The 26,366-nt window shown below is 43.7% G+C and carries 23 protein-coding genes and 1 pseudogene; 18 read left to right on the forward strand and 6 right to left on the reverse strand.

Features of this window, described 5'->3' with window-relative positions; all coding sequences use genetic code 11:
• The first annotated feature begins 3 nt into the window (after positions 1-3).
• The 3 genes from clpP to lon all read left to right on the forward strand — a co-directional run bounded on the left by clpP (position 4) and on the right by lon (position 4,734).
• Positions 4-630 carry an ATP-dependent Clp endopeptidase proteolytic subunit ClpP gene (gene clpP, locus KDM90_RS09770; RefSeq protein ID WP_329605317.1) on the forward strand — a complete coding sequence of 209 codons (627 nt, stop codon included), beginning with the start codon at positions 4-6 and terminating at the stop codon, positions 628-630.
• A 191-nt stretch (positions 631-821) separates the two neighbouring features.
• Entirely contained in the window at positions 822-2,087 is a 1,266-nt protein-coding gene (gene clpX, locus KDM90_RS09775) for an ATP-dependent Clp protease ATP-binding subunit ClpX (RefSeq protein ID WP_212675397.1), read from the forward strand.
• Between the two features lie 238 nt (positions 2,088-2,325).
• The gene (gene lon, locus KDM90_RS09780; RefSeq protein WP_212675398.1) at positions 2,326-4,734 is read left to right on the forward strand and encodes an endopeptidase La; all 2,409 of its coding nucleotides are present in this window, start codon (positions 2,326-2,328) and stop codon (positions 4,732-4,734) included.
• A gap of 161 nt (positions 4,735-4,895) precedes the next feature.
• On the opposite strand, the gene lexA is transcribed toward lon, so the two are convergent.
• Positions 4,896-5,549, reverse strand: coding sequence for a transcriptional repressor LexA (gene lexA / locus KDM90_RS09785; protein WP_212675399.1), 654 nt, complete (start codon positions 5,547-5,549; stop codon positions 4,896-4,898).
• A 279-nt stretch (positions 5,550-5,828) separates the two neighbouring features.
• Here lexA and rpsF point away from each other — a divergent pair, with 279 nt between their 5' ends.
• The 7 genes from rpsF to KDM90_RS09820 all read left to right on the forward strand — a co-directional run bounded on the left by rpsF (position 5,829) and on the right by KDM90_RS09820 (position 10,781).
• Positions 5,829-6,197, forward strand: coding sequence for a 30S ribosomal protein S6 (gene rpsF / locus KDM90_RS09790; RefSeq protein ID WP_186917837.1), 369 nt, complete (start codon positions 5,829-5,831; stop codon positions 6,195-6,197).
• 60 nt (positions 6,198-6,257) lie between these two features.
• Entirely contained in the window at positions 6,258-6,572 is a 315-nt protein-coding gene (priB, locus tag KDM90_RS09795) for a primosomal replication protein N (protein ID WP_212675400.1), read from the forward strand.
• A 9-nt stretch (positions 6,573-6,581) separates the two neighbouring features.
• Complete coding sequence (gene rpsR / locus KDM90_RS09800) at positions 6,582-6,866, forward strand: 30S ribosomal protein S18 (protein WP_186889822.1); 285 nt, start codon at positions 6,582-6,584, stop codon at positions 6,864-6,866.
• 37 nt (positions 6,867-6,903) lie between these two features.
• Positions 6,904-7,356: a 50S ribosomal protein L9 gene (gene rplI, locus KDM90_RS09805; protein ID WP_212675401.1), complete on the forward strand. Its 453-nt coding sequence runs from the start codon at positions 6,904-6,906 to the stop codon at positions 7,354-7,356.
• Positions 7,357-7,533: 177 nt separating this feature from the next.
• Complete coding sequence (locus tag KDM90_RS09810; RefSeq protein WP_438947431.1) at positions 7,534-8,922, forward strand: replicative DNA helicase; 1,389 nt, start codon at positions 7,534-7,536, stop codon at positions 8,920-8,922.
• 164 nt (positions 8,923-9,086) lie between these two features.
• On the forward strand, positions 9,087-9,713 hold the full coding sequence (locus KDM90_RS09815) for a DUF47 domain-containing protein (RefSeq protein ID WP_212675403.1): 627 nt from the start codon (positions 9,087-9,089) through the stop codon (positions 9,711-9,713).
• Between the two features lie 72 nt (positions 9,714-9,785).
• Entirely contained in the window at positions 9,786-10,781 is a 996-nt protein-coding gene (locus tag KDM90_RS09820) for an inorganic phosphate transporter (protein WP_212675462.1), read from the forward strand.
• Between the two features lie 56 nt (positions 10,782-10,837).
• Here KDM90_RS09820 and KDM90_RS09825 read toward each other — a convergent pair whose 3' ends face one another.
• The 5 genes and pseudogenes from KDM90_RS09825 to KDM90_RS18545 form a co-directional block, all read right to left on the reverse strand.
• Entirely contained in the window at positions 10,838-11,536 is a 699-nt protein-coding gene (locus KDM90_RS09825; protein ID WP_212675404.1) for a hypothetical protein, read from the reverse strand.
• Between the two features lie 45 nt (positions 11,537-11,581).
• Positions 11,582-12,340 carry a LytR/AlgR family response regulator transcription factor gene (locus KDM90_RS09830; protein ID WP_212675405.1) on the reverse strand — a complete coding sequence of 253 codons (759 nt, stop codon included), beginning with the start codon at positions 12,338-12,340 and terminating at the stop codon, positions 11,582-11,584.
• A gap of 36 nt (positions 12,341-12,376) precedes the next feature.
• Positions 12,377-13,693 carry a sensor histidine kinase gene (locus KDM90_RS09835; RefSeq protein WP_212675406.1) on the reverse strand — a complete coding sequence of 439 codons (1,317 nt, stop codon included), beginning with the start codon at positions 13,691-13,693 and terminating at the stop codon, positions 12,377-12,379.
• A gap of 282 nt (positions 13,694-13,975) precedes the next feature.
• Positions 13,976-14,761, reverse strand: a complete 786-nt coding sequence (locus KDM90_RS18540; protein WP_438947432.1) for a putative bifunctional diguanylate cyclase/phosphodiesterase — start codon at positions 14,759-14,761, stop codon at positions 13,976-13,978.
• Between the two features lie 27 nt (positions 14,762-14,788).
• Positions 14,789-16,207: pseudogene (locus KDM90_RS18545) on the reverse strand (DUF3369 domain-containing protein); the annotation flags it as partial.
• Positions 16,208-16,450: 243 nt separating this feature from the next.
• Here KDM90_RS18545 and aroC point away from each other — a divergent pair.
• The 8 genes from aroC to truA all read left to right on the forward strand — a co-directional run bounded on the left by aroC (position 16,451) and on the right by truA (position 26,248).
• Positions 16,451-17,545, forward strand: a complete 1,095-nt coding sequence (aroC, locus tag KDM90_RS09845) for a chorismate synthase (RefSeq protein ID WP_212675407.1) — start codon at positions 16,451-16,453, stop codon at positions 17,543-17,545.
• 234 nt (positions 17,546-17,779) lie between these two features.
• Positions 17,780-19,183 carry a 3-isopropylmalate dehydratase large subunit gene (gene leuC / locus KDM90_RS09850; protein WP_212675408.1) on the forward strand — a complete coding sequence of 468 codons (1,404 nt, stop codon included), beginning with the start codon at positions 17,780-17,782 and terminating at the stop codon, positions 19,181-19,183.
• Between the two features lie 37 nt (positions 19,184-19,220).
• Positions 19,221-19,352, forward strand: coding sequence for an entericidin A/B family lipoprotein (locus KDM90_RS09855; RefSeq protein ID WP_212675409.1), 132 nt, complete (start codon positions 19,221-19,223; stop codon positions 19,350-19,352).
• Between the two features lie 2 nt (positions 19,353-19,354).
• Entirely contained in the window at positions 19,355-20,002 is a 648-nt protein-coding gene (gene leuD, locus KDM90_RS09860; protein WP_212675410.1) for a 3-isopropylmalate dehydratase small subunit, read from the forward strand.
• A gap of 66 nt (positions 20,003-20,068) precedes the next feature.
• Positions 20,069-21,139: a 3-isopropylmalate dehydrogenase gene (leuB, locus tag KDM90_RS09865; protein WP_212675411.1), complete on the forward strand. Its 1,071-nt coding sequence runs from the start codon at positions 20,069-20,071 to the stop codon at positions 21,137-21,139.
• Between the two features lie 54 nt (positions 21,140-21,193).
• Positions 21,194-22,321 carry an aspartate-semialdehyde dehydrogenase gene (gene asd, locus KDM90_RS09870; RefSeq protein ID WP_212675464.1) on the forward strand — a complete coding sequence of 376 codons (1,128 nt, stop codon included), beginning with the start codon at positions 21,194-21,196 and terminating at the stop codon, positions 22,319-22,321.
• A gap of 276 nt (positions 22,322-22,597) precedes the next feature.
• Entirely contained in the window at positions 22,598-25,354 is a 2,757-nt protein-coding gene (locus KDM90_RS09875) for a motility hub landmark protein FimV (RefSeq protein WP_212675412.1), read from the forward strand.
• A gap of 72 nt (positions 25,355-25,426) precedes the next feature.
• Entirely contained in the window at positions 25,427-26,248 is an 822-nt protein-coding gene (gene truA / locus KDM90_RS09880; RefSeq protein WP_212675413.1) for a tRNA pseudouridine(38-40) synthase TruA, read from the forward strand.
• The last annotated feature ends 118 nt before the right edge of the window (positions 26,249-26,366 follow it).

Raw genomic sequence — 26,366 nt, forward strand, 5'->3', positions numbered from 1 at the left:
TACATGGCAGGCATCATTCATAACTCTGGTTTCGAAACTAATATGCTTGGCATGGTGCCAATGGTTGTTGAGCAAAGTGGGCGCGGTGAGCGTGCCTACGACATCTATTCTCGCTTGTTAAAAGAACGCGTCATTTTCTTGGTCGGCCCAGTGAATGATCAGGCGGCGAATCTGATTGTTGCGCAATTGTTGTTCTTAGAGAGTGAAAACCCCGATAAAGATATTTCTCTTTATATCAATTCGCCAGGTGGATCTGTCTCTGCCGGTATGGCGATTTTCGATACGATGCAGTTTATTAAGCCTGATGTCTCTACATTATGTACAGGCTTGGCTGCATCGATGGGTGCATTTCTTTTGGCTGCTGGTGCAAAAGGGAAGCGTTTCTCATTGCCGAATTCTCGAATTATGATCCATCAACCGTTGGGCGGCGCCCAAGGACAAGCATCTGATATCGAAATCCAAGCACGTGAAATTTTATATTTGCGTGAACGATTAAACGGTATCTTGTCAGAAAAGACGGGTCAAACTGTTGAGCAAATTGCAAGAGATACAGATCGCGACAATTTTATGTCTGCAAACGCTGCCGCTGAATATGGTCTGATTGATAAAGTGTTGACACATCGCGTTTAGAATTGACTTGAGGGTTTAAATGAAACGCCCGCAGCCGACAGGTGCGGGCGTTTTTTGTTTCTTGAATCAATTCGAATCTGCGTGAAAAGAATGAAAAACGTTTTTTTATGTAAGGTAAAGCTGCGAATGTCGGTTTTTTTGCAGTAATATAGTGTCTATTAGCGCCTTCGTTGAGTTTATTGAAAAGTATTATGTCAGATAAAAAAAGTTCCTCAAGTGAAAAATTACTGTACTGCTCATTTTGCGGTAAAAGCCAGCATGAAGTAAAAAAACTTATCGCAGGGCCATCTGTTTTCATCTGTGACGAATGTATTGATTTATGCAACGATATTATTCGCGATGAAATGAACGCTTTGGAGCCGATCGCGTCGTCGAAGAGTGATCTGCCAACACCAGTTGAAATAACCGAGTTACTTGATCAGTACGTGATTGGGCAAGATAAGGCAAAGCGAATATTAGCCGTCGCTGTTTATAATCATTACAAACGACTTAAACATCTCGGTAAGAAAGATGATGTCGAGTTAGCGAAAAGCAATATACTTTTGGTTGGACCTACTGGATCGGGTAAAACTTTACTTGCACAAACTTTAGCGCGCATGTTGAATGTGCCATTTGTTATTGCTGATGCGACAACGCTTACCGAGGCAGGGTATGTCGGCGAAGATGTGGAAAATATCATCCAAAAATTATTGCAAAATTGCAATTATGAAGTGGAGCGAGCGCAAAAGGGAATTGTTTATATTGATGAAATTGATAAAATCTCCCGAAAAGCAGAAAACCCATCGATAACACGCGATGTGTCTGGCGAGGGTGTGCAACAAGCTTTGCTGAAGTTGATAGAGGGAACCATGGCGTCGGTACCGCCACAGGGTGGTCGAAAACATCCGAATCAAGACTTTATTCAGATTGATACGACAAATATCATGTTTATTTGTGGCGGCGCGTTCGATGGCTTGGCAAAGATTATTTCAGATCGTTCAGAAAAAGGTGGAATTGGATTTGGCGCAAGTGTGAAAAGTGAGAGCCAAAGGAGTGCGAATGAGGTGATATTGGATGCAGAGCCTCAAGATTTGATCAAATTTGGAATTATTCCTGAATTAGTCGGACGCCTACCTGTTATTGCTACTCTGATGGAGTTAGATGAGACTGCATTGACTCAAATTCTTGTTGAACCGAAAAATGCTCTGATAAAGCAATATTCAAAATTACTTGAGATGGAAGGTTGTGAACTTGAGATTCGGCCTTCAGCGTTGCAAGCAATTGCGAAGAAGGCTATAGCAAGGAAGACTGGCGCGCGTGGTCTTCGTTCAATTTTGGAATACGCACTCCTTGATATTATGTTTGAGTTGCCAAGTGAAAAGAATGTTTCTAAAGTTGTTATTGATGAGAATACGATCAACAATGGCGGTAAGCCTTTGTTGATTTACAACGAACAGCCAAAGGTTGCGGGCGCTTGACTTGTAAAAGTTTGAATTGCACTCTCATTGATAAGAATTCTGTTTTTTTTCTCTTACTTTTAAAAAATAAGCAGTACAATTTATTGAAACAATAGAGATATTTAGCTTCAATCGAAAAGCTACGCGGGGAGAAAGACTCTGTGTGGCTTTTTTTATTGTTTTTTTCGGATGACGGGCTTGAGTTTTAGCCTAGTGCGCCAATCTAGTTATTGAATGTATTTATTTAAAAAGGTGCGCCATGACAACTTCCATAATTACTGAACGTACAGAACTACCACTATTGCCTTTGCGTGATGTCGTGGTATTCCCGCACATGGTGATCCCATTGTTTGTCGGTCGTCCTAAATCTATCAAGGCACTTGAAGCCGCGATGGAGCAAGGTAAGAGCATAATGCTCGCTGCGCAAAAAGCCGCTGCGAAAGATGAGCCATCAGCTGACGATATATATGAAATCGGTTGTATCGCCAATATCTTGCAAATGTTAAAGCTGCCTGATGGTACGGTTAAAGTGCTTGTGGAGGGGGCTCAGCGAGCACGCATACACAAGATTATTGATTCTGAGTCGCATTTTGTAGCAGATTTAACACCAATTGCGATGGACGGTGGTGATGAGTCAGAAGTGGAAGCAATGCGTCGAGCTATCGTTCAGCAGTTCGATCAGTACGTGAAATTGAATAAGAAAATCCCACCTGAAATCTTGGCATCCTTATCTGGGATTGATGATGCAGGCCGCCTTGCGGATACGATTGCCGCGCATTTACCTTTGAAATTGGAACAAAAGCAGGTAATCCTTGAAATATTTAGTGTTGCTAAACGTCTTGAACATTTGCTGGGGCAGCTTGAGGGGGAATTAGATATTCTTCAGGTTGAAAAACGTATTCGTGGTCGCGTTAAACGTCAAATGGAGAAGTCTCAACGCGAGTATTATTTGAACGAGCAAGTGAAAGCGATTCAGAAAGAACTCGGTGAAGGTGAAGAGGGTGCTGACATCGATGAGCTTGAGAAGAAAATTACGGCCGCTAAGATGCCAAAAGAAGCGCGCGATAAGGCGATGAATGAGTTGAAAAAACTCAAGATGATGTCGCCTATGTCTGCCGAGGCAACTGTAGTTCGTAATTACATCGATACCATCGTGAATCTACCTTGGAAGAAAAAATCTAAGGTGAACAATGACTTGAGTAATGCCGAGAAAGTCTTGAGCGATGATCATTATGGGCTGGATAAAGTCAAAGAACGAATTCTTGAGTATTTGGCGGTACAACAACGAGTCGACAAACTGAAGGCGCCGATTCTATGCTTAGTCGGCCCACCTGGTGTAGGTAAGACCTCCTTGGGGCAATCGATCGCGAAAGCGACAAATCGTAAATTTGTGCGTATGGCTTTAGGTGGTGTGCGTGATGAAGCTGAAATTCGCGGTCATCGCCGTACCTACATCGGCTCTATGCCAGGCAAGATTTTGCAAAGTTTGTCTAAGGTTGGTGTACGTAATCCTCTATTCTTGTTGGATGAGGTCGATAAGATGGGAGCGGACTTCCGTGGTGATCCGTCGTCTGCGTTGTTAGAGGTATTGGATCCAGAACAAAATCACACATTCTCAGATCACTATATCGAAGTCGACTTTGATTTGTCTGATGTGATGTTCGTGGCGACATCGAACTCTTACAATATCCCAGCGCCGTTATTGGATCGTATGGAAGTGATACGCCTCTCTGGCTACACCGAGGATGAAAAAGCGAGTATCGCACAACGGTATTTATTGCCGAAGCAAATCAAGAATAATGGTTTGAAGGAAGAAGAAATTAACGTTTCTGAATCCGCGATTCGCGACATCATTCGTTATTACACGCGTGAAGCTGGTGTGCGTTCTTTAGAGCGAGAAGTATCAAAAATTTGCCGTAAGGTAGTGAAGATGCTGCTTCTCAAAAAGAACGAGAAGAAAGCCACTATCACTGCGAAAAACTTGGATAAATATTTGGGCGTGCGTCGCTATGATTTTGGCGTCGCCACAAAAGAGAACCAAGTTGGGCAAGTTGTGGGTTTGGCTTGGACCGAGGTTGGTGGCGATCTATTGACAATCGAAGCCGTATCGATGCCAGGTAAAGGCGGAACAATTCGCACCGGTACTCTTGGCGATGTGATGAAGGAATCGATTGAGGCTGCTCGTACGGTTGTTCGTAGTCGTGCTGCGCGTTTGGGAATAAAGGCAGACATCTTCGAAAAAACAGATGTGCATATTCACGTACCTGAAGGTGCGACGCCAAAGGATGGGCCTTCTGCTGGTATTGCGATGACGACTGCTCTTGTTTCTATTTTTACTGGAATTCCCGTGCGTGCTGATGTCGCCATGACCGGAGAGATTACTCTGCGAGGAGAGGTATTGCCGATTGGTGGTTTGAAAGAAAAATTATTGGCAGCACACCGTGGTGGAATCAAGACTGTGTTAATCCCTGAGGAAAATGCGAAAGATTTAACAGAAATCCCTGATAACGTGAAGAACAAGTTGGAAATCATCCCAGTGCGTTGGATTGACAAAGTTCTGGAAATTGCTTTGGAGCGTCAGCCTGTTGCATTGACTGAAGAAGAAATGGCAGTGCCAGCGGTTGCTAAGGCAGAGGCAGCGACGGACACTTCTACAATTAAGCACTAGAATTAAGATAGTGAGTCTGCGAAGATTCTTGTGAAAGGATCTTCGTCACTTGGTCTGATATCAATCTTGATTTCGATGCTTAAGTTGAGGTCAAAAAAAGCCCGATCGATTCGGGCTTTTTTAATTTGGGCTTTTTATTTTTTGAAATTTGACGGTGTCGATTACCAGCTACGCAATAGCCCGACGGCAAGACCTTCGAGTGCGAACTCCGGCTCATTCTCGTTAATGATGATTGGCGAGAAGTCTGGATTTTCAGGAAGCAATTCAATACCTTGTGAAGTTTTCATGTAGCGCTTTACCGTGACTTCCTCACCGATACGTGCAACCACGATTTGACCATTTCGTGCGCTGTCTGTTTTCTTTACTGCTAGAAGATCACCATCCATAATACCGATGTCACGCATGGAAAGACCTCGAACTTTTAGTAGGAAGTCAGGTTTGGCGGAAAATAAGGATGGATCCACATTGTATGTCGCTTCTACATGCTCAGTCGCCAAGATCGGTGAACCTGCAGCAACACGGCCAACTAAAGGTAAACTTAACTGCATGAGTGCTGGGTGAGGCAAGGCCATTTGCATGCTCGGCATATGGTTGGATAGTTCGGAGTCTAAGAGTCTGATGCCGCGTGAGGTTCCTGCTGAAATCTCGATCACGCCTTTGCGTGCAAGCGCTTGTAAATGTTCCTCTGCGGCATTGGTCGAGCGGAATCCTAGTTCGTTGGCGATTTCAGCGCGAGTGGGGGGGAATCCGGTGTTTTGAATAGCATCTTTAATCAGAGTTAAGATTTGTTCTTGGCGTGCGGTGAGCTTGAGCATGATGTTGTGGCCTTTTGGTAAATAGGCTGTATATATAAGCAGACTGTATTTTTATACAGTGCATGCATAAATGCAAGTAAACATCAGCTTTTTTCTTATATTTGTCGCATTTGTTTCAGGATCAAATCACTTTTTGCTCAACTTGAAAGTTGCCATTATTGGAAATTGGCTTAAGTGATTGATTAAATTGTGAAAACCAGTTATCATCGTGGGCTGTCCTCTTCCTGCACTCGTCTTGACGCCGAGGCAGGCTATATTTTTTGTCCACAAGGAGAAATTATGCGTCATTATGAAATCGTATTTATCGTACATCCCGATCAAAGCGAGCAAGTGCCTGCAATGATCGAACGTTACAAAGCTACTGTAACAACACGTGGTGGCCAAGTTCACCGCGTTGAAGATTGGGGCCGTCGTCAATTGGCTTACATGATTCAAAAATTGGCTAAAGCTCATTATGTTTGCATGAACATTGAGTGCGACGCTGAAACTTTGCTTGAGTTGGAGACAGCATTCAAATTTAATGATGCCGTTTTGCGTCACCTCACAGTGAAAATGAAAAAAGCAGAAACAGCTCCTTCTCCAATGATGAAGTCTGTGCAGAAAGAAGATTCTGCTAAGGCACAACGCGTTGAAGCGCCAGCAGCTTAATAATTTTGACTAAGAGCGTGTAAGAACTGTAAAGGCAGATCGTAAAGGCAAAAAGAGCTTGTGAATCAACTTAAAGTAGTCGCCTCGATAGTTGAAAAATCGGTGTTGCGTTATACCCCAGGGGGAATACCAATCGCCACAGCTACTCTGGTGCATAACTCTAAGCAAGAGCAAGCAGGCGGCCAGCGCCAAGTTGAGTTTGAGATATCTGCGATAGCCGCAGGGGAAATTTCGAAACGATTCTTGGATATTGAACTTGGTGTGCCAATGTGTTTTACAGGATTCTTAGCACGTAAGAACCGCAACAGCAAAAGTATCGTTTTTCATGTGACTGAGTTTGACGTCGCTGAAAGCGAAACAAATTTACTAGATTAGGAGCCAAAAATGGCATTCGGTAAAAAATTTGATAAAAGCAAATTGAAACAAAAGCGTCAGCAACAAAATCCTTTGTTCAAGCGTAAAAAATTCTGCCGCTTCTCAGCAGGTCATGTAGCTGCAGTTGACTATAAAGACATCGATACATTGAAAGACTTCATCCAAGAAAACGGCAAAATTATGCCTGCACGTTTGACTGGCACTAAAGCTTTGTATCAACGTCAAGTTGACACAGCAGTGAAGCGCGCACGCTATTTAGCGTTGTTGCCATACACTGATTTGCACACAGCGTAATTCATCGAATAACGCAGATAGAAATTAGGAGAAAAAAATGCAAGTTATTTTGATGGATAAAGTCGTTAATCTCGGCAACTTGGGTGATGTAGTTCGTGTTAAAGACGGTTACGCTCGTAACTTCTTGATCCCACAACGTATCGCTCGTCGTGCAACTGCAGCAGCGATCGCTGAATTCGAAGCGAAACGTGCTGAATTGGAAAAAGCAGCTGCAGCTAAATTGGCTGAAGCGCAAGCACAAGGCGAAAAATTGAACGGTTTGACAGTTCAAATTTCTCAAAAAGCGGGTGTTGATGGTCGTTTGTTTGGTTCTGTAACAAACTTCGACATCGCTGAAGCGTTGACAAAACAAGGCTTCGCAGTTGAGAAAGCGCAAGTTCGTTTGCCAGCAGGTCCTTTGAAAACAACGGGCGACCATTCTGTTTCTGTGGCATTACACACAGACGTAGTAGTGGACGTGATCGTTGCAGTATTGGGCGAACAAGCATAATTAAGTTCTTTCGAGAACAAAAAAAGCCGGGATTTCCCGGCTTTTTTTATGGGTAGATTGATGTTGTTAAAATAACTTATGTATCCATTATCTACTCTAAAAAGTCACAGTTTTGAATCAAAGGCTTGTCACACTTCTTCTCTTTTTGCGTTCGAATAAAAAGGTATAATGCGCACCATGAAACAAGCACCCGATCCTCAATTAGACTCACTCCGCGTTCCACCTCATTCTATCGAAGCAGAGCAATCTGTCTTGGGTGGTTTGCTGTTGGATAATGCTGCATGGGACAGGATTGCCGACTTTATCAGTGAAGAAGATTTTTATCGCTTTGATCATCGCTTGATTTTTCAAGCGATCGTGAAACTCATTAACTCATCACGTCCGGCAGACGTGATTACAGTGTTTGATTATTTAAACGCTGCCGGAAAAGCCGATGACGCGGGAGGTTTGACCTACCTGAATGCATTGGCACAGAATACGCCTTCGGCAGCCAATATTCGTCGATATGCTGAGATTGTGCGTGATCGTGGCGTGCTGCGTAAATTGATTACGGCTGCGGATGAAATTGCAGGGCAAGCTTTGAATCCGCAAGGCAAAGAAGTCAAGCAAATGTTGGATGAAGCGGAAGCGAAAATTTTTGCCATTGCAGAAGAAGGCGCACGTGGTGCTCAAGGCTTTCAAGCGATTCAACCTCTGCTTACGCAAGTTGTTGAACGTATTGATGAACTATATAACCGTGATCACACCAGTGACATTACCGGTGTACCGACTGGATTCGTCGATCTGGATCGCATGACTTCTGGATTGCAGCCAGGCGATTTGATTATTGTTGCAGGTCGTCCATCGATGGGTAAGACCGCATTTTCGATCAATATTGGTGAGAACGTGGCGATTGATAGCGGTTTGCCGGTCGCTGTATTTTCGATGGAAATGGGTGGTGCGCAATTAGCAATGCGTATGTTAGGTTCGGTTGGCAAATTGGACCAACATCGATTGCGTACAGGACGATTGATTGATGAAGACTGGCCGCGCCTAACTTACGCGATTCAAAAGATGAATGAAGCGCAGTTTTATATTGATGAGACACCCGCATTAAGTTCAATCGAATTACGGGCTCGTTCCCGCCGTTTGTCACGTCAGTGTGGTAAGTTAGGTTTGATCATCATCGATTACTTGCAACTGATGGCAGGTAATTCCGGTGGTGAAAATCGTGCGACCGAGATTTCAGAGATTTCTCGAAGTATGAAGGGGTTGGCGAAAGAGTTGGGCTGCCCTGTAATTGCTTTGTCACAGTTAAATCGCTCGTTGGAGCAACGTCCGAATAAACGTCCTGTTATGTCTGACTTGCGTGAGTCGGGAGCGATTGAGCAAGATGCGGACGTTATCTTGTTTATTTATCGAGATCAGGTCTATAACCCGGACTCTCCAGATAAAGGTACCGCTGAAATTATTATCGGTAAGCAGCGTAATGGTCCGATCGGTAGTGTGCGTTTAAGCTTTTTGGGTGAGTATACAAAGTTTGATAACTATATTGGCTCATTGTCGATCTACGGCGATAACGAATAGAGTAAGTTTTTGTTTGAATGTAAATTAATCAGTACGTCGTTGTGAAATTGTGCAGTAAAAATTTTGTAGTAACCACTAAGTCAGATGATCTCAATATGTATCGTTAGAAATAATGGACGTTTGAGGCTTATATATAAAAATTTTCTAATTTCAGGGAAATAAAAATGTTTGGACGATTAATGCCTACCGAAGGCAAATTTTTTGACATCTTTAATCAACACGCAGAATTATGCGTCAAAGGTTCAAAAGAGATGGTTGCCTTGATGACCAACTTTGATGATTTGGAAATTCGTGTGCACGCCATTGAAGGGATCGAAAAACAAGCTGACGCAGTCACTTATTCAGCGATTGAGTTGTTGCACAAAACTTTTATCACGCCGATTGATCGTGATGATATTCACAAGCTGATCACCAAGATGGATGACATTTTGGATCTGTTGGAAGATGCAGCACAAACGATTTCTCTCTACGATATTCGTGAAATTACACCCGAAGCACAGCGCTTGGCTGAATTGTGTTTAGCGTGCGCATTGAAAGTGAAAGAGGCCGTTGCACTCTTGCATAACATGGATAACTCTCGTCAAATCTTGTCGATTTGTGAAGAAATCGATCGCTTAGAATCTGATGCTGATCACGTGATGCGTGCTGCGATGTCTAAGCTGTTCCGCGATGAACCTGATGTGCGTAATTTGATCAAGCTAAAGGCGATCTACGAAATTCTCGAAACCGTGACGGATCGTTGTGAAGACGTTGCGAACATTATCGAAGGCATTATTGTTGAAAACGCCTAATTGGTGTTTCAACCTTCATATTGATCGCTTCTTTTCATAAAGAAGAAACTCACGAGAGAACTTACTATGCAAATGAGTCTATATGTCATTATTTTATTAGTGACCTTAGCGTTATTGTTTGACTTCATGAATGGCTTTCATGATGCAGCAAATGCGATTGCCACCGTTGTATCAACCGGCGTATTAAAACCTAGTCAAGCGGTGGCGATGGCAGCGCTGTTTAATGTGTTGGCATTCTTTGTTTTTAACCTGTCAGTTGCAAAAACGATAGGTAAGGGCACAATTGACCCACTTATTATTGATCATTATGTGATTTTCGGTGCTTTGGTTGGTGCGATTTTTTGGAATTTAGTGACTTGGTATTTTGGAATTCCTTCTTCTTCGTCCCATGCTTTGATTGGCGGTTTGATTGGAGCAGCAGTAGCGAAGGAAGGAACTGATGCCCTGATTGCTGCGGGTTTATATAAAATTATCCTGTTCATTGTTTTATCACCATTATTGGGGTTTGTGCTTGGCTCATTAATGATGTTGATTGTTTCCTGGGTATTTGTGAAATCAACACCATTGAAAGTCGATAAATGGTTTCGTCGCTTGCAATTGGTATCTGCTTCAGTTTTTAGTTTGGGCCATGGCGGTAATGACGCACAAAAGACGATGGGCATCATTTGGATGTTATTGATCGCAGCGGGTTATTCAAGTGCGAACGATGCTGCACCACCTTCATGGGTAGTTTATTCTTGCTACGCGGCGATCGGCGCTGGAACTTTGTTTGGTGGATGGCGTATCGTCAAAACGATGGGACAAAAGATTACTAAACTTAAGCCGGTTGGTGGATTCTGTGCCGAAACAGGTGGTGCTGCGACGCTAATTATGGCAACTATTTTTGGGATTCCGGTTTCTACTACGCACACAATTACAGGTGCTATTGTTGGTGTGGGATCGGCGCAAAAAATGTCTGCTGTTCGTTGGGGTGTTGCGGGCAATATTGTTTGGGCTTGGATCTTAACAATCCCAGCATCCGCTTTTGTTGCGGCAATTGCTTGGTGGATCGGTACAAAGCTTTTATAAGGATAGATTTGAATAAAAAAACCGAGCCGCAAAGCTCGGTTTTTTTATATGTGGAGTTAATTGTATCGAAAGCCAAATTTATTTTGGATTTCGCCCAGACACGACCATGTCACCTTGCTGATGTTTTCTTCAGAGTCCAGCTCTGCTTGTTGGATTTGAAATTTAGCAAATTCTGCTTTAATTAAAGGTCTCCAAAATTCATCTATCTCTTTTTCTAGGAGATGTTTAGAGCTGCCTCTTTCGGCGTAGACAGGTTTTCCAGAAAATCGTTTTTCCATTAAGTCTTTAACTATTTTTCCCATCTCGGGCAAGTTTTGTTGATATAGCCTAACGTGCTGCAATTCATGCTCCAGAATTGCGCTGTAGGCGCAGCTTCCCTCTAGAAATTCATTGCCAATATAGACCTGAATTGGCTCGTAGGACAGCTGCACTTTTATTTGTGCTGCAAAGCATTCTCCCTCTTTGGACTTATCTTGCCAAACTGGACCACTGACATCAATTTTTGTGGTCGATTCAAGTGAGGTGAGCCCGACGACATAGTCACCAGCTAAGGAACTCCTGCTTTTCGTGTTTAAAGTCTTGCTGGTATAAGGTTGGCTTATCCTATACCCTTTTTGATTTGTCGTTACTGAAATTTCGATCTTGTGACCTTGTGACTCACATCGGTTCAACGAGACCTTATTTTGACTAGCGCTAGCATTTGATAAGCAGACCAAGAGTGTCAAAATAATAGGCAATAAATGAATCGGTTTCAATTTAACTCCCTTGGTCTTCGCTGCATTTTCTTAGGATAATGTTTATTACATTTGCTTGAATAAATGCACGAAACTGCGGCTCACTTCTAGTTTTTCAGTCAAGCCTTTGATTTGAACCAAATGACGACCGCGCATATCACGAACCACACCCGAAATCGCTTTTGAATTGACTAAAGTAGAACGATGAATCTGCCAAAAAAGATGAGGATCCAGTTCTTCAGCTAGGTCGCGAACTGGTTTCCGAATTAAGGCTTCGTACGTTGCGGTTTGCACCCGAGTATATTTCTCGTCAGATTGAAAAAACAGGATATCCTCTACAGGAATAAGTCTTAACTCTTGTCCAATAGAGGCTTGTATCCATTGGAGGTAATCTGGTTTGGCCGCGATCCCGAGTTGCTTCGCTAGTTGCGCAAGCATATTACTCATATCGTTTGGCTCATGACTGGTGGTTAATCTTGCTTTCAACCTTTCAACAGTCTTACTTAATCGCTCTGTGTCTGCGGGCTTTAAAACGTAGTCAATGGCTCCTTGATCAAATGCCTCGACTGCATATTGATCGTAGGCCGTAATGAAGACAATATGCGCTTTGGTTCCGATTTCACGTGCTGCCTCTAAGCCGGTTTTTGCGGGCATACGAATGTCTAAGAAGGCAAGGTCAGGTTGGTATTGCTCAACCAGTTTTACAGCTTCGTCACCATTCTTTGCTTCTCCAAGAATTTGTAAATCTGGCCAAACTTGTTCCAGCCGTGAACGTAATTGGTCGCGCATTAGTCTTTCATCGTCGGCGATAATCGCAGTAGGCATATCTTCCTCAATCGTATTGGTTGTTGACTAGCTAGATTATTTTGCTAGTTCATATGGAATTTCAATGGTAACGCAGACGCCGCTGGGTTGGTTAGCCGAAATAATAATTTGTGCCTTATCTTTGTAAATTAATTTAAGGCGCTCTCGGATATTTTGCAGTCCTAGGCCAGTGCCATTACTTGGTACCGCACCAAATCCTAATCCGTCATCTTTTACTGTCACTCTCAGCTTTTCTTCGATTAATTCAGCTCGGAATTGCAACGTACCACCTTCAGCCTTGACTTCTAGCCCGTGCTTAATCGAGTTCTCAACTAGCGATTGCAGCATCATTGGTGGGAACGACGCGTTGCGCAAATGGTCAGGCATTTCAAGATCAATTGTTAATCGTTCTTCCATACGCATTTTTAGCAATTCTAGATATGCCTTTACCATGTCCGCTTCGCGCCCAAGATTTGTTTTTGCGGCGTTCTCGCGCATCTGTGGCAAAACGGCACGCAAATAGGCAATTAAACTTCTTTGCATTTTTGCGGCCCGAGGAGGATCGGTTTCAATCAAATATTCAACTGAGGCCAGTGTATTAAATAAGAAATGGGGCTCAACTTGGGCCTGCATCATTTGCATTTGCGCTTCGCTGACTTGACGCAGCAGAGACTCGCGTTCCGCCGTAGCATTAGCTGCTTTCGCTTGTTCTTCCGCGCGGACTTTCCCCCCTAGCAATGCTTTCATTCCAAACAGCCCAAAAACCAGAAGTAAAACAAAATTTTGGAACCATCGTGAAGACTTCGTTTTCTCCTCATCGGTTGCCTCGGCTGCCGCATCGGCTGCTGCACGTTCCATTTCGGCTCGAATTTCCCTTGCTAATTCTTTCGGGAGCTTAATATGAACATCATCTTTGCCGAAGGTAATTCCAGGAGCTTCTCCATCTTTGGCTTTGTTTTGAGCTGCCGAAGTAGCTGATTCGATTTTCGAACTGAGGTCTTCGGTCGCTTCATCTACTATCTTCCATCCTTCGCCAGTGATGTCGACACGTTTGCTATTACCTGATTTCTCAGGGGCTTTAATTCGAATTCCGGTGTTGTCGATTTCGATTTTTTTATCGTCTAATGCAACGGCCGTTTCTTGATGACTTCTCTTGAGTTCTTTCTTTGTCTTTTTTGTGACTTTTACTTCATCACTTGAGAAGAAAGTGTTTTGAATTATGTCAGCGGAAGCCATTAAGAGGACTGCAAATAGAAAAAATTTCCACCACGATAATTTGCTTACCCATGTCGCAGTTTTATCAAAAGCAATACCCAACCACGTCAACATATTTTTGATCGCTAGCTTTAAGGTTTCTTGTGTTTGTGGTGTCATAAAAATCGTTTTTGCTCTCTTGGCTGAATAGATTGCTTATAAATAATTCAATGTCGCACCTCGGATTGGGTTGCCGGTATGGACGGTGCCAATATACTCGAATGTGCTATGTTCAAATTGGGTTTTGCGACAGTTGGTCAGAACTTTGGTATAGAACGAAAAATCGCGCGTATTTGAGGCAAAAAGCGCCACAAAACGCAGAGGTGTCGGTGTGCGAATTGATCGGAGCGAACTAATGTCCTGATCCAATCTCCAACAAGATTGGAAATGACTTATGAACGTCTAATGGCTACTTAGCCAATTGCGTAAATCAAGCTTCGTTAATGGCTTTGCATAGAGATAGCCTTGGGCAAAGTGGCATCCGTAGGACATTAAGGTTTCAGCTTGTTGTTGTGTTTCTACGCCTTCTGCGATCACTTTGATATTAAGGCTTTGACTTAATTGGACGATCATTTTGGCGATGCTTCCTTCGCTCGACTTGTCACCAATTTCATTAACAAAAGCACGATCAATTTTTAATTTGTCTACATTTAATTTCTGTAAATGACTGAGAGAGGAGAATCCAGTTCCGAAGTCATCGATTGAAACTTGGGCGCCGAGATGTTGAATGTGCTGCAAGGTTTGAATTAATAATTCTGGATCGGTCATCGCCATTGACTCGGTGATTTCCAGTTCGACACAATTTGCTGGGGCTTTCGTGTCTTGTAACGCTCTTTCGAGGCTTTGTAAGAACAGGGGATGTGAGAATTGCGCCTGAGAGACATTGACTGCCATTTTAAAGTCAGAAAAGCCTAACTTATGCAGTTCCAATAATTCAAAGCATGCGCTTCGCAAAACCCACTCACCGATATCGACAATTAATCCAGAATACTCGGCAATTGGGATAAATTGATCGGGAGGTACAAATTGACCATCCTCTGTTTTCCAACGCAATAGAGCCTCAGCGCCAATCGCATTTCCCGTTCGCATATCAATTTGTGGTTGGTAAACCACGAACAGCCGTTCATTTTCAAATGCGGCCCTCAACGCGTGCATCATTCTGACCCGTTCGCGTATTTCCACTCCCATGTCGACCGTAAAATAACTGAATGAGGATCGTTGGTGCGATTTGGCTCGCTTTAAAGCAATGTTGGTATCTTTTAGTGCATCAGAGCTTCCACCGTCATAATTCGCCAAGCGCACTAATCCTATCGTGGAGGAAAGTTGTACTTCTTGTTGGTCAACATTGAAAGGTAAATGGAATACACTCGAAATTTTTTCAGGTGAGACTAAATTCTCATCTCCTAATAATGCGAATGTATCTCCTCCTACCCTCGCTAAGTGGCACGCTGTTCCAAAATGATCAAGTAAGCGTTTTGCAACCGAGCATAGTAGCAAATCACCAAATTGATGACCAAGTGCGTCATTCGTTTCTGCAAAATGATCAATATCGATCAATGAGAGTACGCTTTTCTCTTTCGCATTAGAACCCAACGTTTCATTGAGTGTTTGTAAAAGTTTTAGGCGATTTGCAAGGCCAGTTAGCGGGTCGAAGTAGGCAAACTTGTGGAGCCTCGATGTAAGCATCACATTATTGAGTCCTACAGCGACATTGCTACAAAAAACCTCCAATAGTCTTTTATCTAGTTCGCTGATACTTGCTTCGATGTATACGCAAATCGTTCTTTGTCCTACATTGTCGAAAAACAAAACTGTGCTATTCGTTGAATAATAGTTTTTCTTGCTATCTAGACATTTTCCTAAGGTATCGAGAAGTTCATTCGATTCAATTTTTTTTAGTTCTTGTTCTAATAGCTGTGAAAAATGTGAGCTGCTCGCAATTATTGTTAGATTGACGATGTCTATTGGCTCACTATCTTCCTTTGAGCACGCAACGAATCCTTCAATTTTCCGACTTAACAAGAAGTTGATTTGCTGTAGTACGCCAGATGCAAAATTTTGCAACCCTTTTTGCGACATCAGTTCTGTGCTTGCATTAACGATAAGCTCAAGGCCTCGTTGGTTTGCAGAAATTGAGCAAATTTGTTCATAGGAACGAATAGCTGAAGTAACCGTTGTATATAGTTTGGTTCGAGTTAATTCAGATTTGGTTTTGTAATCATTGATGTCATAGTCACGAATTGCGTCAATTTCTGGGGCGTAACCCGGTTGACCGGTACGCAGAATAATACGCACGTCATGCATCCCCAGAGTTTTGCGCACGTAATTAACGAGAGTGAGCCCTGCATCTTCTTGTTCCATTACGACATCAAGCAAGATCACGGCTATGTTACTTTCTTTCGCCAAGATTTCGCGGGCTTCGCTAGCGGAGTAAGCATGCAAGAAACTCAGAGAACGATTTTGAATTTCGAGATTGCCAAGTGCAAACATTGTTGCTGAGTGGACATCTGGATCATCATCAATGATCATAATTCGCCAACTTGGTTGAGGCAAATTTGATTGCTCTAAGTGTTCTCCACTCAATTCGTCCATGAAGACTAGCGCGTCGTCATTGGCATGATTCATTTCGCTCATCTGATTTAAAGCTCCGTGGAGGTGCGATACTGTTCTAGTTATATTGGTAACTCAACAGCATGCGCCGATGAATGTTGCTCCAGTATAAAACAACTAGGTCAAAATGCACTGTTGGTTTGATGCAAATTTTCAGATTAAATTTCATTTTGATGCTTCTACTAGCAATACCAGCTTTTGTTTTCTGAAGAATCAAAGCAAGGCTGATAAAATGGGGGACATTTTTACACTTTATAGCGAAGCGATATGTCTGGAAATACTTTTGGCACATTATTTACGGTAACAACGTTTGGAGAGTCTCACGGGCCGGCAATCGGGTGTGTGATTGATGGTTGTCCACCAGGATTGGCGTTATCTGAACAGGATATTCAACCTGAGTTGGATCGGCGTAAACCAGGTACTTCGCGACACGTCACGCAAAGGCAAGAAGCCGATAAAGTAGAAATATTGTCTGGTGTATATCAGGGGAAAACGACTGGAACTCCGATTACTTTGTTGATTCGCAATGAAGACCAGCGTAGTAAGGATTACGGAAATATTGTCGATACTTTTCGCCCGGGGCATGCCGATTTTACATATTGGAATAAATATGGGGTGAGAGATCCTCGCGGCGGTGGGCGTTCTTCAGCAAGGCTTACTGCGCCCGTTGTCGGTGCTGCGGCGATTGCAAAAAAGTGGCTTAAGGAGAAATTTGGCACGAGTTTCCAAGGAGGTATGACGCAATTGGGGGAAATTGCAATCCCATTTCAATCTTGGGAGCACACGCCAAATAACCCTTTTTTTGCGCCTACAGGTGATGGCGCGATTATCGCAGAGCTTGAAACTTATATGGATGCATTGCGCAAAGATGGTGACTCCATCGGTGCACGGATTGATGTGGTTGCGAATAATGTGCCGATTGGATTGGGTGAGCCTATTTACGACAAACTGGATGCGGATATTGCCTATGCAATGATGGGTATCAATGCTGTCAAAGGCGTTGAGATAGGCGCAGGATTTGCATGTGTCGCACAACGCGGGTCGGAGCATGGTGACGAAATCACTGAGTCGGGGTTTTTATCAAATAATTCGGGCGGTATATTAGGCGGGATTTCAACCGGACAAGAAATTCGAGTTTCAATTGCGATTAAACCGACTTCGTCAATTCGAACTCCAAAACGTTCAATAGATAGGTCGGGGAATCCAGTGATGGTTGAGACTTTCGGACGCCACGATCCTTGCGTTGGTATCCGTGCGACGCCCATCGCGGAAGCCATGCTTGCATTGGTTTTAATGGATCACGTTTTGCGAGATCGTGCTCAATGTGCTGATGTTGTTCGAAAGGGATCTGGCTTGACGTAAGGTTTCTTAGAAAATTTGGCTAATTGCGTAAGAAAATTCTCAAAATAAAAGTTGGTCAAATGTCTGAATATTGAGAATATTTGGATTTAAATTTTGTGCACTTGGAAAAATAGGAATTTTATTTTGTGAAATTGGTCTCGAAAATACGAGGTTCGTTGGTTTTGCAGCGCACAATTGTGGCATAATCGAAAGCTGATTTTAGCTTTATGATTTCTTTATTTTCAGGCACCAACTATGGCCAAGACGCTTTACGACAAACTTTGGGAATCTCACGTTGTACATACAGAAGATGACGGAACTTCAATACTTTATATCGATCGTCATCTCCTTCATGAAGTCACCAGCCCGCAAGCATTTGAAGGTCTAAAGCTGGCTGGTCGTCAACCGTGGCGACACTCGGCAAATCTTGTCGTTGCCGATCACAATGTCCCAACCACAAATCGTCAAGATGGAATTGCTGATCCGATCTCGCGTTTGCAGGTCGAAACTTTGGATGCAAACGCCAAAGAATATGGATTAACCTACTTCGCGATGAATGATCTGCGCCAAGGAATTGTCCACGTCATTGGGCCTGAGCAAGGTGCGACATTGCCAGGAATGACCGTGGTGTGCGGCGATTCGCATACGTCGACACATGGTGCATTCGCTTGTTTAGCTCATGGCATTGGTACCTCGGAAGTTGAGCATGTGCTGGCAACACAGACTTTGCTAGCAAAGAAATCCAAATCTATGCTTATCCGGGTTGATGGTCAGACGCGTTTCGGAGTCACCGCGAAAGACATCGTCTTGGCAATCATCGGTAAGATTGGCACTGCTGGTGGTACTGGCTATGCGATTGAGTTTGCCGGTTCTGCTATCGAAGCTTTGTCGATGGAAGGGCGCATGACAGTTTGCAATATGGCGATTGAAGCTGGTGCGCGGGCTGGCATGATTGCTGTTGATCAGACGACGATTGATTACGTAAAAGGGCGGCCATTTAGTCCTGCGGGGACTGATTGGGAGAAAGCCGTTACGTACTGGCGGACTTTGCATTCCGACGCTGGAGCGCAATTTGATACCGTGCTTAGTTTGCGTGCAGAAGAAATACAGCCTCAAGTAACGTGGGGCACTTCACCTGAAATGGTGGTGGCGATCGATGGTCAAACTCCTGATCCAGCCCTAGAACAAAATCCAGTTAAGCGCGATGCGATAGTAAAAGCGTTAGCTTATATGAGTTTACAGCCGAATACGCGAATTGACCAAATTCAGATTGATAAAGTATTTATTGGCTCATGTACGAATTCTCGAATTGAAGATTTGCGCGCTGCTGCCAATGTTGTTGCAGGTAAATCTCGTGCAGCGAATGTGAAATTAGCGATGGTTGTTCCCGGCTCTGGTTTAGTGAAAAAGCAGGCGGAGGAAGAAGGTCTGGATAAAATATTTGTGGCTGCAGGATTTGAGTGGCGCGAACCAGGCTGCTCTATGTGTTTAGCGATGAATGCCGATCGCTTAGAGCCAGGGGAGCGTTGTGCTTCGACTTCGAACCGAAATTTTGAAGGGCGTCAAGGGCAAGGTGGGCGGACTCATCTCGTTTCACCGGAAATGGCAGCAGCAGCAGGGATCGCTGGGCATTTTGTAGATGTGCGCAGTTTTGCGTAATCAGATAGAGATAGCAAATAGAGATAGGGGAAATATCATGAAAAAAATGGCGACTTTTTTTACTATGTCTTTGGTTTTGTTGAGTTTGACCGCCTGCAATACCATTCAAGGAATTGGCAAAGACGTCAAAAAAGCAGGTGAAGTGGTGGAAAGTGCTGGGAAAAAATAGTCATGAATAAATTTACTTTGCTCGACGGAGTAGTGGCTCCTTTGGATCGTGCCAATGTGGATACCGATGCCATTATTCCAAAGCAATTTTTAAAATCGATTAAGCGTACAGGCTTTGGGCCGAACTTATTTGACGAGTGGCGTTATCTCGATCATGGCGAACCTGGCATGGACAACAGTGTTCGTCCTTTGAATCCTGAGTTCGTCTTGAATCAAGCTCGCTATCAAGGTGCTTCAATATTATTGACGCGCAAAAATTTTGGATGTGGTTCGTCGCGCGAACATGCGCCATGGGCGCTCGAACAATATGGTTTTCGAGTGGTCATTGCTCCAAGCTTTGCTGATATCTTCTTCAATAATTGCTTTAAAAATGGTTTATTGCCCATTGTATTAAATGAAGAGATTATTGATCGCCTGTTTAACTTAGTGCGAGATCAAGACGGCTTTGCATTGACAGTTGATTTGGAGTCGCAACAAGTGCGAGTTCAATCGACGGGCGAAACCTTTGGTTTTGAGGTTGATGCTTTTCGTAAATATTGTTTGTTAAACGGTCTTGATGATATTGGTTTGACTTTGGTTCATGCTGAAAAAATCAAGAATTTTGAAGCAGCACACATCGCAGCACAACCTTGGTTGGCAAAAGTCATTTAAGTTTGAATGATATGTTCTGTGCTGCCTCGGCTATACCTCATAAATTTTTACTAAATTGATACAAGCATGAAAATTGCAATATTACCGGGCGATGGCATCGGCCCTGAAATCGTTGAGCAAGCGGTTAAAGTGTTACGAGTTTTGGATGAACCCTTTGAGATGGAATTTGCGCCGGTTGGCGGCGCTGGCTATGAAGCGGCGGGTCATCCCTTGCCAGAGGCAACGTTGAAGTTGGCTCAGGAGGCGGATGCAGTATTGTTTGGTGCAGTCGGCGATTGGAAATACGATAGTCTTGATCGACCATTGCGGCCTGAGCAAGCTATTTTAGGCTTGCGTAAGAATTTGAATTTATTTGCTAATTTACGGCCTGCGATTTTGTATCCTGAGCTGGCTGGCGCATCAACGCTAAAACCGGAAGTCGTCTCAGGTTTAGATATCTTGATTATTCGCGAGTTGACTGGCGATATTTACTTCGGTCAACCACGCGGTGTACGCGAGTGTCCAGACGGTCCTTTCAAAGGTCAGCGTGAAGGTTTTGATACCATGCGCTATGCCGAAGGGGAGATACGTCGTATTGCACATGTGGCGTTTCAAGCAGCGCAAAAACGAGACAAGCGTTTGACTAGCGTGGATAAGGCGAATGTCCTAGAAACATTCCAGTTTTGGAAGGACATTATGATTGATGTCCACAAAGAATATCCCGATGTCGCTTTGGATCATATGTACGTTGATAATGCAGCGATGCAATTGGTTCGTGCGCCGAAGAAGTTTGACGTGATGGTGACTGGCAATATGTTCGGTGATATTTTGTCTGATGCGGCGGCGATGCTCACCGGTTCGATTGGTATGCTACCTTCTGCCTCATTGGATGCGAATAACAAAGGCCTATACGAACCTTCGCACGGCTCAGCTCCTGACATCGCAGGCAAAGGAATTGCTAATCCATTAGCAACGATTTTATCTGCGGCGATGATGTTGCGTTATTCATTAGGTAAAGCCGATCAGGCAGATCGAATTGAAAATGCGGTCAAAAAAGTATTAACCCAAGGTTTGCGTACTCCTGATATCTTTGAAAGCGGCTGTACAAAAATTGGAACCGCTGAGATGGGTGATGCCGTTGTAAAGGCTTTACTGTAGTGTTGGAATGATTTTTTTGTTGGCAGGTTGTCCTGCGATTTTTAGGGAAAGATGATGAAACTAGTTGGCTTGGTCGGTTGGCGTGGAATGGTTGGCTCAGTCCTCATGCAGCGTATGCAAGAAGAAGGGGATTTTGCTCATATTGAACCCGTGTTTTTTTCAACATCAAACACCGGTGGCGCAGCGCCAGCGATGGCGAAGAATGAAAAAACATTGAAAGACGCAAATGATATTGAAGCATTGAAAAAATGCGACATTATTATTACCTGCCAAGGTGGTGATTACACTTCTGACGTTTTCCCTAAGTTGCGTGCTGCTGGGTGGAATGGTTTTTGGATCGATGCGGCATCTACTTTACGTATGGAAAATGACGCCATTATCGTTCTAGATCCAGTTAACCTTGATGTGATTAAGAGCGCCCTGAATCGTGGCGTCAAAAATTATGTCGGCGGTAATTGTACAGTTTCTTGTATGTTGATGGGCTTAGGCGGCTTGTTCCAGCATGGACTTGTGGAGTGGATGTCATCCATGACTTATCAAGCGGCTTCTGGAGGTGGTGCACAGCATATGCGCGAATTGTTGACGCAATTTGGCTCGATTAATGCCGAAGTAAAAGCCTTGCTGGATGATCCAGCTGCAGCAATATTGGAAATTGATCGTAAGGTATTGGCGAAGCAGCACAATTTTAGCGCTGATGAAACCAAACAATTTGGTGTGCCTTTAGCCGGAAACTTAATCCCTTGGATCGATAAAGACTTGCATAACGGTGTTTCTAAAGAAGAATGGAAAGCTGGAGCTGAAACCAATAAAATTTTAGGTTTGGGTGAATCGTTCGGTACAAAGGCGATTCCTGTGGATGGGTTATGTGTCCGAATCGGTGCTATGCGTTGCCATTCTCAAGCTTTGACAATAAAATTAACGAAAGATGTGCCGCTTGATGAACTTGTTGATATGATTGCGAGCAATAATCAGTGGGCAAAAGTAGTGCCAAATACACGTGAGGATTCGATGCGCGACTTGACGCCGGCTGCCGTCACTGGCGGTTTGACAATTCCCGTAGGGCGTTTGCGTAAAATGCAAATGGGGGGAGAGTATTTGTCGGCATTTACAGTCGGCGATCAATTGCTGTGGGGGGCTGCAGAGCCATTGCGTCGAATGTTACGAATCTTGATCGAGAATTAAATATTTTATTCGTTGTCAAAAAAAGGAATGTTGAAACATTCCTTTTTTTTATTCTTTTGTTCTATGATTTGTAGAAATTGTCTAGTGGTAACAACGAATTCCTTTGGAAATAACTATTTCGCCTCTTAATGTATTTACCATATCTAGAATTCACGTTAAGCTTGCGTGGCAAGTTGGGTAACGTTATCTTCAGTTAAGATATCTTTCGCTTGAGCAATTTTGCTGGTTCCAGTCGCAAAATTGGTTTGACTAAATTTCCCAGGAAATGTTCTAAAAATGCATAATTACAAACGCTTACCGATAAGTTTTTTGGGACGTAAGGCGCTTAAAGCTGCGGCCTTATCTTCATTGCTTGTCATTTCAAATGCATATGCGACAGGGCTAGGGAAGCTTACAGTTTTGTCGTCATTAGGGCAGCCTTTGCGGGCTGAAATCGAACTGACTTCCCCAAATAAGGAAGAAATTAATTCATTGGTGCCAAAAGTTGCATCAATTGAAGCCTTTCGGCAAGCTAATATCGAGTTTAACCCCGCATTGCTATCGCTTCGATTTGCAGTTGAACAGCGCGGAAGCTCTTATGTAATTCGGGTTACTTCAACGCAGCCAATGAATGAGCCATGGGTGGATTTCTTGTTGGAGATGAATGCAAGTAATGGAAAATTAGTACGTGAATATACGTTCTTATTAGATCCTGCCGAATTGGCAAATGGGCAGACCGCTCAGATTGCAAATCCCTCGCAATCAACAATAAAGCAGAGTCAGCCGATCGTTACTCCAATTGATGCAAAAGAAAAAGACGCTCCAACATCAAATGGTGTTGCAAAGCGTTCTTTAGCAAAAAATACGAGTACAGCGTTACCTGCTAATTCGGGTGATGCGCGTCAATATCGTGTTAAGCAAGGTGATACTTTGATGCGAATCGCGTCGGCAAATCTTAACGGAGTTTCACTAGATCAGATGCTGGTGAGCATTTATCGAGCAAATCCGCAAGCGTTTGTTGGCGATAATATGAACAGACTCAAGGCTGGTCAAATTTTGACGATTCCCGATGCGGAAACGGCGCGAGCAAATTCGCAGGTGGATTCACATCTATTAGTGCAAACCCATTCAGCTAACTTTAATGCCTACCGGAATAAATTGGCAGGTCAGGTATTAGCCGCTCCAGTCGAGTCAACAGTTCAGAAAAGGCAAGCGACGAGCGGCTCGATCACCACGAAGGTGAAAGAAGTTCCGACTGCTGCGAATGAGGCGCTCGATAAATTGAAGCTCTCGAAAGTTGCTGATGCGAAGAAAACCCAGGCGAAAGGTATCACCGAGGAAGATCGAATTGCCAAAGATAAAGCGTTAGCCGATGCGAATGCGCGAGTGAAAGAGCTTGAGAAAAATGTCAGTGAACTGAATAAACTATTAGCCGTGCCAGCAAAACCAGTTGCGTCGCCTGTCGTTTCCGCTTCAAAGGCGAGCGAGATTGTTGCTTCAAAGCCGAGCGCAAGCGCAGTTGCAGCGGCAAGTTCGTCTGCAGCAACTTCCGCCTCCCAGATGGCTTCGAATTCAGCGGTCGCAAAAAATGAATCAGCATCTGCTTCGGCTATGAAGAATGCGTCTGTTGTTGAAGCTGTCGCTTCAGCTAGTGCGGTAGTTCAAAAGCCTAAGAAGCCTGTTCCGCTTCCACCTCCGCCACCAGTTCAAGAAGAGTCTAGCTGGTTTGATTCAAAGTATTTGATTGCTGCCGGATTGCTAGCTGCGTTAGGTGGTGCAATCGGCGTGTATTCGTCGCGTAAAAAGAAAGAGTCCCACCAATTTGAGGATAGTATCTTAACTGGATCAAGTTTGAAGGCGAACTCAATGTTTGGATCTACCGGCGGTCAAAGCGTAGATACAAACAATAGTGTATTTAATTCAAATTTTGCGCCGTCCGCGAGCCAATTGGATGCAAATGAAGTCGATCCTGTTGCAGAGGCTGATGTGTATATTGCATATGGTCGAGATTCGCAGGCGGAAGAAATTTTGAAGGAGGCATTGCGTACTCAGCCTGATCGCCATGCGGTACGTTTGAAATTACTAGAAATTTATTTTGGACGGAAGGATCTGCGGTCTTTTGAACTATTTGCGGGCGAGTTGTATGGCATGACCCGTGGAGAGGGGGATGAGTGGGGGCAGGCTGCATCAATGGGCATCTCGCTAGATCCAAATAATCCGCTCTACGCTGGTGCCAGTGCGCAGATCGAGGCCTATGCAGGAAGTGGATTGGGGCAGCCAACTCAACCGCTGGAAGATTTGGATCCAGAAGCATTGTTGGAAAACTCATTGTCAGAAGACATGTTGGATTCGATTAGTGTAATTGATACAGCATCTGCGCTGTCCGATGAGGGCTCGGGAAATATAGAGAAAGCCAAAGCTGAGCCGGCTCCGATCGTGGAGGATCTTTCAATTGATCAAGGTCTTGACTTCGATTTGGATATTTCTGAAAAACCAGAAGAAGAGTTTCCACTGACCTTGCCTGAGATTGATGCGGTAAGTTCGATCAAGCCTGTCGTTGAAGATGAGCCAATGCCAGCAATCGACTTTGGTTCGATTGATTTTGACTTGGATAGTGATACAAAGTCTAATCCCGCAGAAACGTCCATTGAACAAAATGAGTCGCTTGAGGCTTTTAGTCTTGAAGAGCCGTCACTTCTTCAGGATCAGGATGGAGATGATGAAATCGAGATAGGTTCTTTAGATTTTGAGCTCTCCGATGATGAGGATGTAGGATCTAAAGCAGAACCGTTGTTAGCGAAAAATGAGGTGGGACTGAACTTTGGCCTTGACGAGAATCTAGGGAACGCGGAAGAACATGGAAATTCCGTTGTTGAAGAGCTTGAAGATAATTCTCCATATAATGCTGAAATGGCGACGAAATTGGATCTTGCCGTCGCGTATCGCGAAATTGGCGATAAAGAAGGTGCTCGCGAGCTGCTTGATGAAGTATTAAAGGGTGGTTCGAAGGAGCAAGTGGAAAAGGCGCGTCAGCTTTTGGAAGAGCTGAATTAATTGAATAGAAGTTGATTTGACGGGCGCAGACATTGTCTGCGCCCATTTTCGTTTTAGGCACGATCATCCACAATGTTGAATAGAATTATTTTAGGGATTGAATACCTTGGTTTAAATTATCAAGGTTGGCAAACACAGCCAAGTGGAAATACGATACAAGATGTTTTGGAAATGGCTTTAGAGAAGTTCGCCAAAGTTCCAATTCAGACATTTTGTGCGGGACGTACTGATGCAGGGGTGCATGCTGTCGAACAAATCGTGCATTTTGATACCGAATTAAATCGTGAGATGTATTCTTGGGTGAACGGTGTGAATGCATTTTTGCCGAGTGATATCGCAGTTAAATGGGCGCGACAAATTCATATTCAGCGTGAAGATCAGCATGCTTTCCATGCGCGTTTTAGTGCGTATGCGCGAACCTATCATTACTTAGTGCATAACGCCAACATACGATCATCAATATGGTCTGGACGTGCTGGGTGGTGTTTTCGACCACTTGATCTTGAATTGATGCAGCAAGGCGCGGAATTTTTGCTGGGGGAACATGACTTTACCGTTTTTCGTGCCGCAGCATGTCAAGCTAAGTCGCCAGTGAAAAATATGTACGACGTTCAGATTAGGAAACAAGGTGAGCTCATCATTTTTAGCTTACGCGCCAACGCATTTTTACATCATATGGTTAGAAATATTGTTGGCTCATTAATTTTTGTTGGAATGGAAAGACGAGATCCTGTTTGGATTAAACAATTATTAGTCGACAAGGATAGAAGCCAAGCTGCGCCAACGTTCATGCCGGATGGTTTGTATTTGGCTAAAATCGATTATGACAGTCGATGGCGGTTGCCTGAAACGAATGGGGAGAATTTGCCATATGGCTTGCTTCAAACTAGTTGAGTTCTTTATTGCTGTTCGTTATTTTAGATGAAATTGAAGAGGAGTTGCTTTTGAAGCAACATCTCCAAGGAATTTGAGACAGTTGTAGGTGAAATCCGGTAAAATGTTGATTTTGCAT

Source organism: Affinundibacterium fentianense, assembly GCF_018139545.1.
GTDB lineage: Bacteria > Pseudomonadota > Gammaproteobacteria > Burkholderiales > Burkholderiaceae_D > Undibacterium > Undibacterium fentianense.

Coding starts and splice junctions, on each gene's coding strand:
- clpP (WP_329605317.1), top strand. CDS start 4: ATGGCAGGCATCATTCATAACTCTGGTTTCGAAACTAATATGCTTGGC.
- clpX (WP_212675397.1), top strand. CDS start 822: ATGTCAGATAAAAAAAGTTCCTCAAGTGAAAAATTACTGTACTGCTCA.
- lon (WP_212675398.1), top strand. CDS start 2,326: ATGACAACTTCCATAATTACTGAACGTACAGAACTACCACTATTGCCT.
- lexA (WP_212675399.1), bottom strand. CDS start 5,549: ATGCTCAAGCTCACCGCACGCCAAGAACAAATCTTAACTCTGATTAAA.
- rpsF (WP_186917837.1), top strand. CDS start 5,829: ATGCGTCATTATGAAATCGTATTTATCGTACATCCCGATCAAAGCGAG.
- rpsR (WP_186889822.1), top strand. CDS start 6,582: ATGGCATTCGGTAAAAAATTTGATAAAAGCAAATTGAAACAAAAGCGT.
- rplI (WP_212675401.1), top strand. CDS start 6,904: ATGCAAGTTATTTTGATGGATAAAGTCGTTAATCTCGGCAACTTGGGT.
- KDM90_RS09810 (WP_438947431.1), top strand. CDS start 7,534: ATGAAACAAGCACCCGATCCTCAATTAGACTCACTCCGCGTTCCACCT.
- KDM90_RS09815 (WP_212675403.1), top strand. CDS start 9,087: ATGTTTGGACGATTAATGCCTACCGAAGGCAAATTTTTTGACATCTTT.
- KDM90_RS09820 (WP_212675462.1), top strand. CDS start 9,786: ATGAGTCTATATGTCATTATTTTATTAGTGACCTTAGCGTTATTGTTT.
- KDM90_RS09830 (WP_212675405.1), bottom strand. CDS start 12,340: ATGCCTACTGCGATTATCGCCGACGATGAAAGACTAATGCGCGACCAA.
- KDM90_RS09835 (WP_212675406.1), bottom strand. CDS start 13,693: ATGACACCACAAACACAAGAAACCTTAAAGCTAGCGATCAAAAATATG.
- KDM90_RS18540 (WP_438947432.1), bottom strand. CDS start 14,761: ATGGGAGTGGAAATACGCGAACGGGTCAGAATGATGCACGCGTTGAGG.
- aroC (WP_212675407.1), top strand. CDS start 16,451: ATGTCTGGAAATACTTTTGGCACATTATTTACGGTAACAACGTTTGGA.
- leuC (WP_212675408.1), top strand. CDS start 17,780: ATGGCCAAGACGCTTTACGACAAACTTTGGGAATCTCACGTTGTACAT.
- KDM90_RS09855 (WP_212675409.1), top strand. CDS start 19,221: ATGAAAAAAATGGCGACTTTTTTTACTATGTCTTTGGTTTTGTTGAGT.
- leuD (WP_212675410.1), top strand. CDS start 19,355: ATGAATAAATTTACTTTGCTCGACGGAGTAGTGGCTCCTTTGGATCGT.
- leuB (WP_212675411.1), top strand. CDS start 20,069: ATGAAAATTGCAATATTACCGGGCGATGGCATCGGCCCTGAAATCGTT.
- asd (WP_212675464.1), top strand. CDS start 21,194: ATGAAACTAGTTGGCTTGGTCGGTTGGCGTGGAATGGTTGGCTCAGTC.
- KDM90_RS09875 (WP_212675412.1), top strand. CDS start 22,598: ATGCATAATTACAAACGCTTACCGATAAGTTTTTTGGGACGTAAGGCG.
- truA (WP_212675413.1), top strand. CDS start 25,427: ATGTTGAATAGAATTATTTTAGGGATTGAATACCTTGGTTTAAATTAT.